Raw genomic sequence first — 12033 nt, forward strand, 5'->3', positions numbered from 1 at the left:
GGTGGCGCGGCGTCGAGCGCGGCCCCCGCAGCGGGTGGTGCTACGGCGGCCGGTGCGAGCGGGAGCAACGGCGCGATTGCACCGGCGCCGGGCGCGGCAGGACAGGGCGCCGTGAGTGCGGGCGTGGACGGCGGTAAACCGGCAGCGGCCGGGCCGGGCGTCAAAATTTACAGCGTGCCTTATCCAACTGCCGCCGAGATGACGCCGCCAGCGCCACCAGTCGTCGCCGGTCCGGCTGCAGCCAGTGCGCCAGTGCCTGCAAGTGAATCCGGCCGCCTGGAAGCCGCTTTGAAGAGCGGCAAATTGCTCGCCATCCTGCCGTTGTTCGCCCTGCTGGGCCTGGGCCTGTCGTTCACGCCCTGCGTGTTGCCGATGGTGCCCATCCTGTCCTCGATCATCGTCGGAGAAGGCGCCAATACCAGCCGCAGCCGTGGTCTGGCGCTGTCGGCCACCTATGCGCTGGGCATGGCGCTGGTCTATACCGCGCTCGGCGTCGCGGCCGGCCTGGCGGGCGAAGGACTGGCCAGCGCGCTGCAAAACCCATGGGTGCTGGGCGCCTTCGCGCTGCTGATGGCGCTGTTGTCGTTGTCCATGTTCGGTTTCTATGAATTGCAGGTACCGGCCGCGCTGCAAAGCAAGCTGAGCGCGGCGTCCAATCGCCAGGCGTCGGGCAAGCTGGCCGGCGTGTTCGTGATGGGCGCGATTTCCGCGTTGATCGTCGGTCCTTGCGTGGCGGCGCCGCTGGCGGCCGCGCTGGTCTACATCAGCCAGTCGCGCGATGTGGTGATCGGCGGCAGCGCGCTGTTTGCGATGGCGGTCGGCATGAGTGTGCCGCTGCTGCTGGTCGGCGTGTCGGCCGGTGCGCTGTTGCCCAAGGCTGGCATGTGGATGGACGCGGTCAAACGCTTCTTCGGCGTGCTGATGCTGGCGGTGGGCTGGTGGCTGGTGTCGCCGGTGCTGCCGGTCGTCGTGCAGATGATGGGCTGGGCCGCGCTGTTTGTCGGCTACGGCATGTATCTGCTGCTAAATCGGGGACAATGGCTCGCTAAAACCGTTGGGGTGCTGTTTGCCGTGCTGGGCCTGGCGCAGCTGATCGGCGTGGTCAGCGGCGGACGTGACCCGCTGGCGCCGCTGGCCCACCTGACCGGCCAGACGCACGACACCCCGCTGACCTTCAAACGCATCAAGAATGTGCAACAACTTGACGCCATCCTCGCCCAAACCGGCGGTAAAACGGTGATGCTGGACTTTTACGCCGACTGGTGCGTGTCCTGCAAGGAAATGGAAAAACTGACCTTCGTCGATCCGCAGGTGCGCGCCAAACTGGCCAACACCATCCTGCTGCAAGCCGACGTGACCGCCAATGACGACGAAGACAAGGCCATGCTGAAGCGTTTCGGCCTGTTCGGCCCGCCTGGCATCATTCTGTTCGACAAGCAGGGGAAAGAAATCCCGCAGGCGCGGGTGATCGGCTTCCAGGATGCAGCGAAATTCACCGCATCCCTGAACGCGCTGAACTGATCAGCCGCGTTGTGGGCCGCCCCAGCCTTCGTGCTGGTCGTGGCCGTGCTCACCCCAGCCGCCGCGTGGGCCGCCACGGAAATCGCGGTGGTCGCGCTGATCGCGACGGCCATGCCAGCCCTCGCGACCGCCACCCAGGCCGTGCTCGTCAAACAGCGTTTGCTGCGCCGGATTCAGCTGAGCGTAGAACGCGGTGACGGCCTTGACGCGGGTTTCCAGGAAAGCTTCACGCTTCTTGGTCATGTCCAGCGCCAGGTTCAGGCGCTGCGGCGCGTTCAGCTTTTCACCCGGCTTGTGTTCCGGATGGTCGCTGCCCAGCGCGGCCGGCTTGATGGCGGCCTGATAGGTGGCCCAGGCCGATTCCTGCTGCGTGGTCAGCTTCAGCAGATCATGCAGACGGGCCTGGCGCTTGGCGTACATATCGGCCAGACGGGTCTGCATTTGTTCCTTGCTAGGACGGGCATCGTGCTGCTTCGGCGCGGGTTTGGTTTCCTGAGCGTGCGCGGCGGCCATGCTCAACACGGTAAAACCGATCAGTATGCTTTTGCGTAAGATGTTCATGGTCGTTCCTTCATCGTTGAGTTGAGTACATCGCGGCGTTCAATGTGTGCCGCGCTTGTAGCCATATTGGCGCTCGAAGGTTGCTCTTACGTTGCTCTGGTCTCAGGATTTGTATCCAGATGTTTCGTCGATAACAGCTATCTCATATACAAGACGATACAATTGGCGCATGGTCTTGCATGGATAATGAAGGTATGGAACCGACATCTACTATCTTAATCGTTGACGACGACCGCGATATCCGCAGTTTATTGGCCGATTACCTCGAATCCAACGGCTACCGCGCGCTGTGCGCGGCCGATGGCGCGGCCATGTGGAAGCTGCTGGACGAAGCCCGCCCGGAGCTGGTCGTGCTCGACCTTAACCTGCCGGGTGATGACGGCTTGACGCTGTGCCGCAAGTTGCGCGCCCACTCGACGCTGCCGGTGATTATGCTGACCGCCCGCAACGAGCCGCTGGACCGCATCCTCGGCCTGGAAATGGGCGCCGACGATTACCTGCCGAAACCGTTCGAGCCGCGCGAACTGCTGGCGCGCATTCGCAGTGTCCTGCGCCGCAGCAACGCGATGCCAGTCGGCGCCGGCGCCGATAAAGCGCAGCAGATGAAATTCTCCGGCTGGACGCTGGACCTGACCGCGCGCCACCTGCTGAATCCGGACGGCATCGTCATCATGCTGTCGGGCGCCGAATTCCGCCTGCTCAAGGTATTCCTGGAACACCCGAACCGCGTGCTCAACCGCGACCAGTTGCTGAACCTGACCCAGGGCCGCGACGCCGATCCGTTCGACCGCTCGATCGACATCCAGATCAGCCGCCTGCGCCAGAAGCTGGGCGAGGACGCGCGCATGCCGCAAATCATTAAAACCGTGCGCAATGGCGGCTACGTGCTGGCCGGCCAAGTCTCGGTGGAGCCGCAAGCGTGAAAGCTTTCCTCGGTTCGATGACCGGGCGCGTGTTCCTGGTGCTGGTGCTGGGTATCGTTGCTTCGGCGGCGCTGACTCAGTGGCTGGCCGTCAATGAACGCATCCGCGCGCTGGAACGCTATCGCGACTTCCACGCGCTTGAACGAGCCGAGCAGCTGATCACCACCGCCGACGTGATGCCGGAAACGGCGCGTCCGACCTTCCTGCTGGCCGCCAACCGCGGCACCGTCAAGCTGGAAATGAGCGACGTGCCGGAGGCGCAGGCATTGATGGCGACCGAATTCTCCACTTCGTTGCAGCAACGCCTGGGTGAGCGCTACAAGCTGAGCCCGCTGGCCGAGCACCCGGCCGTGTGCGACCAGCCGCGCCAGACCAGCAGCCTGTTCGCCTCCAGCCAATGGCGCGGCACTTGCGAAACGATGAACGTGCAGCTACACGACGGCAAGATCCTCAAACTGTCGGTGCTGCCACCGCGCCAGGCGCCGGCCACGCCGAATAACGAGTTGTTGCTGCTGACGCCGTTCCTGCTGTCGATCCTGTTCCTGGCCTACTGGGTGGCGCGGATGTCGATGCGGCCGCTGAAGCGCCTGGCCCAGGCCGCCAAGGATCTGGGCAACGACATCAACCACCCGCCAGTGGTGCTGAGCGGCGCCGCCGAGATCCGCCAGGCCAGCGCCGCCTTCAACGCCATGCAGGCGCGCATCCGCCAGCACATCACCCAGCGCACCCAGATGCTGGCCGCCATCACCCACGACCTGCAAACGCCGCTGACGCGGCTGCGGCTGCGGCTGGAAAAGGTCAACGACGACGACCTCAAGCAACGCCTGATCGACGACTTGTCGGCCATGCAGCAAATGGTCAAGGAAGGACTGGACCTGGCGCGCAGCATGGATTCCAGCGAAACCATGCAAGCGCTCGATCTGGACGCGTTGCTCGACAGCGTTTGCAGCGACGCCACCGACGTCGGCCAGCAGGTCGAACTGCGCGGCCGCGCTGCGATGGCGCTGATGGGCCGGCCGCTGGCGATCCGTCGCTGCCTGGTCAACCTGATCGACAACGCCGTCAAGTATGGCCACTACGCCCACGTCACGGTGGAGCGGCTGGTCGGCTCGGCGCGCATCTGCATCCGCGACGGTGGCCCCGGCATTGCGCCGGACCAGATGGCGCGCGTGTTCGAACCGTTCTACCGCATCGAGACCTCGCGTTCGCGCGAGTCCGGCGGCACCGGTCTGGGGCTGACCATCGCCCGCAATATCGCCGAGCAGCACGGCGCCAACGTCACCCTGACCAACCACAAGGATGGTGGGCTGGAGGTGACTCTGGTGGTGCCGGAATACTACGTCGGCAACTGACAGACACACGTCAGAAAAAACCGTCAGGCGGTCATGACGGTGCAGTTTTTCCAGTAGATACTATGCGACAATATTCCGCTTATTCATGGCGGCAATATTTTTCGACGTCAAAATTATTATTAAAATGAAAAAAACTTCCTTAGCATCTCTGGCAGGCGCGATCATCGTGGTGGGTGGCGGTATTTGGTATCTGACCCATCACAGCGCCGAGTCGGCGGGCGGCCAAAAGTCGCCGAATGCCCAGCAGGGACCCACCGTGGTCAGCATCATTGCACCGAAGCGGCAGGATGTGCCGGTGGAGTTGCAAGCCAATGGCACGGTAACGCCGATCAGCACCGTCGACCTGCATCCGCAAACCACCAGCACCATCGCCAAGGTGCACATCAAGGAAGGCCAGTTCGTCAAATCCGGCGAGCTGATGTTCACGCTGGATGACCGCACCGAGCGCGCCAATGTCGACAAGGCCCAGGCCCAGGTCGAGCGCGACCGCGCCTCGCTGGCCGATTACGAACGCCAATACAAGCGCTCGCTCGAATTGCTGGACAAGAAATTCATCGCCCAGGGCGCGGTCGACACGCTGAAGAGCCAGGTCGATTCCGCCCGCGCGCTGCTGCAGGCCGACGTCGCCGCCGTCCGCTCGGCCAGCGTGGACGCCAGCTACACCGCGATCCGCGCGCCGATGACCGGCCGGGTTGGCGCCATCGGCGTCTATGCGGGCAGCCTGGTGCAGATGACCACGTCGCTGACCACCATCACCCAGCTGGACCCGATCACGGTCGCCTTCACGCTGCCGGAAAGCGCGCTGGCTGGCCTGATGGCGGCGCAACGCCAGGGCGCGGTGCCGGTGCAAGTCACGCTGGATAATTCCAGTGTCGCCGTCAACGGCAAGCTCAGCTTCATCGACAACACGGTCGACCCGATCGCCGGCGTGATCCGCGTCAAGGCCGAGTTCGAGAACAAGGACACCAGCCTATGGCCGGGCCAGTACGTCAACACCAAGCTGATCTCGCACGTGCTGAAAGACGCCACGGTGATCCCGCAAAACGCTATTATTAGCAACACCCACGGCACCTTCATTTACGCCGTGGACAAAGACCAGTCCGCCAAAGTGGTCAATATCAAGCGGCTGTACGCCTTTGGCGACAACGCCGCCGTGTCCGGGCTGAATGGTGACGAGCAAGTCATCGTCGAGGGCAAGCAAAACCTGCGTCCCGGCGGCAAAGTGCGCATCGCCGCCGCCGACAAGCCGGCCGATGCCAAGGTCGATGGAACCAAACAGAAAGGCTAAGCGATGAACCTTTCCGAGTTGTGCATCCGCCGCCCGGTGATGGTGGTGCTGCTGTCGGCCACCTTGATCCTGGCCGGCGTGCTGTCGTACTTCTACATCCCGGTGGCCGCGCTGCCGAGCTACAACACGCCGGTGATCAACGTCTCGGCCGACCTGCCGGGCGCTTCGCCCGACACCATGGCGTCCTCGGTGGCGCTGCCGCTGGAGAAACAGTTCTCGACCATTGCCGGGCTATCGCTGATCACCTCGGTCAACACGCTGGGCAATTCCTCGCTGACGCTGGAGTTCGACCCTAGCATCAACGTCAACGAAGCGGCGGTGGACGTGCAGGCGGCACTGCTGCGCGCGCAACGCCAGTTGCCGGCCGAGATGACCGACCTGCCGTCCTACCGCAAGGTCAACCCGGCCGACGCGCCGGTGCTGTTCATGACCATGAACTCGCCATCGCTGACTTTGTCCGAGCTGAACGACTACGCCGAAAACCTGATCGCGCCATCGCTGTCGACGCTGCCGGGCGTGGCCCAGGTCACGGTTAACGGCCAGAAGCGCTTCGCGGTGCGCATCCGCGCCAAGTCCGACCTGATGAATGCGCGCAACCTGACGCTGGACGAACTGCAGACCGCGATCAAATCGGCCAACGCCAACACCCCGCTCGGCATTCTGGACGGCCCGAGCCAGACCCTGACCATCATGGGCAACGCCCAGCTGATGAAGGCTGCCGATTACGCCGAGCTCATCATCGCCCAGCGCAACGGCCAGCCGGTGCGCCTGAAGGACGTGGCCGACGTGCAGGACAGCTTCCAGTCGACCAAGGCGGCCGGCAGCTACAACGGCGAGCGCTCCATCGTGCTGCTGGTGCAGCGCCAGCCGGACGCCAACACGGTGCAAGTGGTGGACGGCGTGCGCCGCCTGCTGCCGCAGTTCAAGGCGCAGTTGCCGGCCTCGATCAACATCAACCTGGTCAACGACCGTTCGGTGTCGATCCGCGAAGCGATCCACGACGTCAACCTGACCCTGCTGCTGACGGTGGGACTGGTGGTGATGGTGATCTTCCTGTTCCTGCGCCGCGCCGCCGCAACGTTTATTCCGGCCATCACCATGCCGATCTCGCTGCTGGGCGCGCTGGCGCTGCTGTACGCGTTTGGCTACTCGCTGGATAACGTTTCGCTGCTGGGCATCACGCTGGCGGTCGGCCTGGTGGTCGACGACGCCATCGTGGTGCTGGAAAACATCGTGCGCCATATCGAGATGGGCAAGCGGCCGCTGGAAGCATCCCTGGTCGGCGCCAAGGAAATGGGCTTCACGATTATTTCGATTTCGGTGTCGCTGGTGGCGGTGTTTATTCCGATCTTCTTCATGCCGGGCGTGATCGGCCTGATGTTCCACGAATTCGCCGTGGTGGTGGCGCTGTCGGTGCTGGTGTCGGCGGCGGTGTCGCTGATGCTGGTGCCGATGCTGGCCAGCCGTCTGCTGCCGGCCGACGCCATCGATCCGGAACACGACAAAGGCAACTTCATCGGCCGCTGGTTCGAGGCCGGTTTTGGCGCCCTGCGTAATTTCTACGCCCACACGCTGGACGTGGCGCTGCATCACCGCTACATCGTGCTGCTGGCCGCGCTGGGCACGTTTGCGCTGACGGCGGTGCTGTACGTCACGATCCCGAAAGGCTTCTTCCCCGAGGAAGACTTGGGCCAGATCCGCGTCAATACCGAAGCCTCGGAAGACATTTCGTCGCAGGCGCTGATGGATGCGCAGGAGCGCGTGGCGGCCGTCATCAAGGCCGACCCGAATGTGCAGGACGTCACCTCGTTCGTTGGCGGCGGCAATACCGGCCGCATGTTCCTGGTGCTCAAACCGCGCGACCAGCGCGCCAAGATGCCGCAGGTGCTGGACAGCCTGCGCAAAGCCACCAAGCAGGTGCCGGGCATCGCCGTGTATCTGAGCCCGGTGCAGAATCTGCAGCTGGGCGGCCGCCAGTCCAAGTCGCGCTATCAGTACACGCTGCAATCGGTCAGTCCCGGCGCGCTGAACGACTGGGCCGAAAAATATATGGACCGCATGCGCGCCGATCAGGACTTCCGCGACGTCACCAGCGATTCGCAGAACCGGGGGCTGCAAGCGTCGCTGAAGATTGACCGCGACAAGGCCAACAACCTGGGCGTGGCGATCGGCGACGTTCGTACCGCCTTGTACCTGGCCTTTGGTGAGCGTCAGGTGTCGACCATTTACTCGCCGGCCGCCAGCTACTACGTGATCCTGGAAGCGGCCGACGCCGACCGCCAGTTCGACAGCGCGCTGACCAAGATTTCGGTGCGCAACAAGACCGGCCAGCTGGTGCAACTGTCCAGCTTTGCCACCGTCGAGCGCACCATCGGCCCGACCGCAGTTAATCACCAAGGCCAGCTGCAGGCGATCACGCTGTCGTTCAACCTGGCGCCGGACGTGCCGCTGGGCGTGGCCACCGCCAAGATCGACCAGTGGGCGGCTGACATGCATCTGCCGCCATCGATCATCACCAACTACGGCGGCGACGCGGCGGTGTTCCAGAGTTCGCAGGGCAGCCAGCTGATTCTGATTATCGCCGCGCTGGGCGTGATCTACGTGCTGCTGGGCGTGCTGTACGAGAGCTACATCCACCCGCTGACGATTCTGGCTGGCCTGCCGTCGGCGGCGGTGGGCGCGCTGATTACGCTGCGCTTGTTCAATCTGGATCTGACCATGATCGCCATCATCGGCATCCTGATGCTGATCGGTATCGTCAAGAAGAACGCCATCATGATGATCGACTTCGCACTGGACGCGCAGCGCAATCAGGGCATGCGGCCGGAGGAGGCGATTCGTCAGGCCTGTATCCTGCGCTTCCGTCCGATCATGATGACCACCATGGCGGCGCTGATGGGCGCGCTGCCGATCGCGCTGGGTCTGGGCGCCGGCGCCGAGCTGCGTCAGCCGCTGGGCTTGGCGGTGGTGGGCGGTCTGATCTTCTCGCAGGTGATCACGCTGTACATCACGCCGGTGATCTACCTGTTCCTCGACAAGTACAGCGGCACCGGCCCGATGAGCGACGGTGAAATCGCTGCCGACGCGGCGCTGGACAAACCAGCGCACGGCGAAGTGCACGCCGTGCCGCTGAAGGCCGTGAACAAGCATTGAGCGGTGACAACTCAGGCTGAAGGTCGCCTCTTTATCATGGGCATTTGCTCAACGATAAAGAGGCGACTGGATGAAACGTCACACCGTCACCATCATCGGCATGGGCCCGCGCGGGCTCAGCGTTTTTGAACGCCTCGCCGCCGCCGCGTTGCATCAGCGGCTTCTCCTCGACATCATTCTGATCGAACCCGGCGATTGCGGGCAGGGCGTGCATGTGGCGCGTCAGCCGCAGCATTTGCTGATCAATACCCTGGCCTGTCAGGTCACCATGTTTCCGGCGCCGGGCGCGGTGCGGCATGCACCGGTGTGCGCGCCGCTGTCGCTGACCGATTGGGCGCGGCTGGTGGGGTATCGGCGCGTGGGGGCGCGGTATTACCGGCTGGGCGGCGCAGGCGGCCACGACGTCAGCGATGCCGATTATCTGCCGCGCAGCCTGCTGGGCGAGTATCTGGGCTGGGTCTACCAGCAGATAGCGGCGGCGCTGCCGGCTGGCGTGGCGCTGACCCAGCATCGGCAGCGCGCGGTGGATTTGCGCCGGCAGCCGGATGGACGTTATCTGGTGGAGCTGGAGAGCGGCTATCTGGTGGTCAGCGATTACGTGTTCCTGACCACCGGGCATGGCAGCAATCTGCCCAGCGATCTGGATGCCTGGCTGGCCAAGTTTGCGCAGGACCATGCGCGCTATAACGCCCGGCTGGCGTTTGTGCGGCAGGCGTATCCGGTGGAGCAGTTGGCGCGCATCGGCGCCGACGCGCGGGTGGCGATCCAGGGGCTGGGCTTGAGCGCGCACGATGTGATCGCCGAGCTGACGGTGGGGCGGGGCGGCGAGTTTGTCGCCGGGGAGGGCGGCCTGCGCTATGTGCGCTCCGGCCGTGAGCCACAGCTGATGCTGTTTTCGCGCAACTGCCTGCCCTATGCGGCGCGCGGCGTGAACCAGAAGGGATTGGATGGACGCCACCAGCCGCGCCACTTCACGCCGGACGCGGTGGAAGCGCTGCGGCGCCAGGCCCTGATCGCGCGCGGCAGCCGCCAACTCGACTTCGGCCGCGAACTGTTGCCGCTGCTCAAGCGCGAAATGATCGAAGTCTACCGCGCCACCGCCGCCGTGTCCCCTCCCGCCGCCATCGCGGCCCTTGCCGCGCCGCCTGCCTCCGCGCTCCACTCCGCCGCTATCGCGCCCGCCGCCACGTCGCCTGTCGCCGCGCTCCGGCCCGCCGCCGCGTCCCCGCCGCCGCCCACCGTACCGCTGGACGACGACGCGCTGTTCGCCGACCTGCTATTTCCCCTGCAAAACCGGCAGTTCGCCTCGCTAACCGAATTCCGCCATTTCTTCCGCGACTGGCTGCAAGCCGACCTGGCCGAAGCCCGCAAAGGCAACCTTGCCAGCCCGACCAAAGCCGCCACCGACGTCCTGCGCGACGTCCGCGCCACGTTGCAAGCCGCGATCGAACACGGCGGCCTGACCCCAGCCTCGCACCGCCGCTTCCTCAACGTCTGGCACCCGGCCATCAACCGCACCGCCTTCGGCCCGCCGCTACGCCGCAACGAAGAACTGCTGGCGCTGCTGGACGCCGGCGTGATCCAGCTGCAAGCCGGCCCCGGCTGCAGCATCGACATCGACAGCGCCGACTCCACCTACCAGCTGCGTACCAAATTCAGCAACGGCCTCCACCACGCCGCCGCCGACGTGATCGTAATGGCAAGACTGGACCCGTTTTTTCCCGAAACCGACACATCCTTACTTATCCGTAATGTACTCAAACGCGGCCTGATCCGGCCCTATTACAACGGCCTGTTCCACCCCGGCGGCATCGACATCAACCGCGCCGGCCAGCCGCTGGACGCCCACGGCGCCCCGCTGCCCAACCTCTGGGCGCTCGGCTACCTGACCGAAGGCGCGCACTATTACACCCACGCCTTGCCGCGCCCCCAGCTGAGATCGCGGCAGGTGTTGGACGCCGAACACAGTGTTGCCGCCATGCTTGCTACAATGGGCGGTAATCAGCGTCGCGGCAGCCGGCGCCGGGCCGCCGCCAGTGCCATATCCGATAGCACTCTGTAAAGCTGTTGATACATACGGTAACACCCGTCAAGGCGTGAAACTTGTAAAGTGGCTACCTTGCAGCGGTTCCCAAAAGAGCGGGACTCTGGCACTATGGGCCCATTTTGACGACTTCTGCGTTCCACAAGGTTTGCATCTTGCACCACGACTCCCACATCCTCTCGGCAAGCTCCGACTACTGCGAGACCTGCGGTCAACGCCTGCCGTCCGCGCAGGAAGGCTTCGCCACCTGGGATGAGCGCAAATCCAAGACCAAGCGTATCGGTATTGGCATCTCGATCGGCCTGCACTTGCTGGGCGTGCTGTACTACCTGTTGGCGCCCGCGCCCCGGCCGCACAAAGCACCGCCGCCCAAAGGCGGCCACATGGTCTACATCACCCCGCAGCCGGAGAAAAAGCAGCCGGTGAAGACCATCACCAAGCCCAAGCCAGAGCAATCCAAGGCCGCCAAGACACCGCCGCCGCCCCGCAAGACCGTCACCAAAGACACGCCGGCGGCGACCAAACCGAAGCTGGAAACCTTTGTGCCACCGGTGCAGGCCACCATGACGCCGCCGCCCGAGGCCGACATGTCCGAAATGATCGCCAAGCGCCGCGCCGCGCGTGAGGCGCTGAATCCGCCGGCACCGCCGTCGCCGCCGGTCGAGAGCGAAGCCGATCGCGCCAAGCGCATCGCGCTGGCCAACATCGGCCGCGCCAACGCCGCCGGTCAGAGCAATGGCAGCGACAAGGACGATACCGGTGGCGTGTTCTCGGTCGACAAGAGCTACCACAGCGCCGAAGTCAAATTCCGCGGCTGGAACACCAACTTCAAGCGCAAGTGGCTGCAGCAGATCCACGTCGAACAGGGCGCCGAGCAGGATATCGAGACCGCAGTGGTCAAGGAAATGATCAAGATCATCCGCAAAGAGAAGCAGGGCGACTTCCAGTGGGAATCGCATCGACTGGGCAAAGTCGTGACGCTGAGCGCGCGTCCGGAAGACGAGCGTGAACTGCAAGCCTTCCTGATGAAAGAAATGTTCCCTGAATACACCCAGGGCAGCGCACCGCGGCCATCGCGTCCGCCACCACCACCGCGCTAAAATCCGGGGTCAATCCTCCCAAAGCTACACGGGCTCTACCGTAGCGTTCCGCTACGGTAGAGCCCGTGTAGCTTTGGGAGGATTGACCCCG

At 64.3% G+C, this 12033-nt stretch carries 8 protein-coding genes; 7 read left to right on the plus strand and 1 reads right to left on the minus strand.

Features of this window, described 5'->3' with window-relative positions:
* Positions 1-1521 (plus strand): protein-disulfide reductase DsbD (gene dsbD, locus GJ699_RS33475; RefSeq protein WP_154383744.1); only part of this gene is annotated, 1521 nt, incomplete at its 5' end.
* Here dsbD and GJ699_RS33480 read toward each other — a convergent pair.
* On the minus strand, positions 1522-2082 hold the full coding sequence (locus GJ699_RS33480) for a Spy/CpxP family protein refolding chaperone (protein WP_154383745.1): 561 nt from the start codon (positions 2080-2082) through the stop codon (positions 1522-1524). It abuts the gene before it with no gap.
* Between the two features lie 194 nt (positions 2083-2276).
* On the opposite strand from GJ699_RS33480, the gene GJ699_RS33485 reads away from it, so the two are divergent.
* The 6 genes from GJ699_RS33485 (at position 2277) to GJ699_RS33510 (ending at position 11942) form a co-directional block, all read left to right on the plus strand.
* Positions 2277-3005, plus strand: coding sequence for a response regulator (locus GJ699_RS33485; RefSeq protein ID WP_154383746.1), 729 nt, complete (start codon positions 2277-2279; stop codon positions 3003-3005).
* Positions 3002-4357, plus strand: coding sequence for an ATP-binding protein (locus tag GJ699_RS33490; protein WP_371867748.1), 1356 nt, complete (start codon positions 3002-3004; stop codon positions 4355-4357). Before GJ699_RS33485 ends, GJ699_RS33490 begins: the two co-directional genes overlap by 4 nt.
* A 124-nt stretch (positions 4358-4481) precedes the next feature.
* Entirely contained in the window at positions 4482-5645 is a 1164-nt protein-coding gene (locus tag GJ699_RS33495) for an efflux RND transporter periplasmic adaptor subunit (protein ID WP_154383747.1), read from the plus strand.
* A gap of 3 nt (positions 5646-5648) precedes the next feature.
* Positions 5649-8798 carry an efflux RND transporter permease subunit gene (locus GJ699_RS33500; protein WP_154383748.1) on the plus strand — a complete coding sequence of 1050 codons (3150 nt, stop codon included), beginning with the start codon at positions 5649-5651 and terminating at the stop codon, positions 8796-8798.
* Between the two features lie 70 nt (positions 8799-8868).
* On the plus strand, positions 8869-10860 hold the full coding sequence (locus GJ699_RS33505; RefSeq protein WP_154383749.1) for an FAD/NAD(P)-binding protein: 1992 nt from the start codon (positions 8869-8871) through the stop codon (positions 10858-10860).
* Between the two features lie 137 nt (positions 10861-10997).
* A complete protein-coding gene (locus GJ699_RS33510; protein ID WP_154383750.1) occupies positions 10998-11942 on the plus strand; it encodes a hypothetical protein in 945 nt (314 codons plus the stop codon).
* Positions 11943-12033 lie beyond the last annotated feature (91 nt).

This window comes from Duganella guangzhouensis (assembly GCF_009674535.1).
GTDB classification, from domain to species: domain Bacteria; phylum Pseudomonadota; class Gammaproteobacteria; order Burkholderiales; family Burkholderiaceae_D; genus Rugamonas; species Rugamonas guangzhouensis.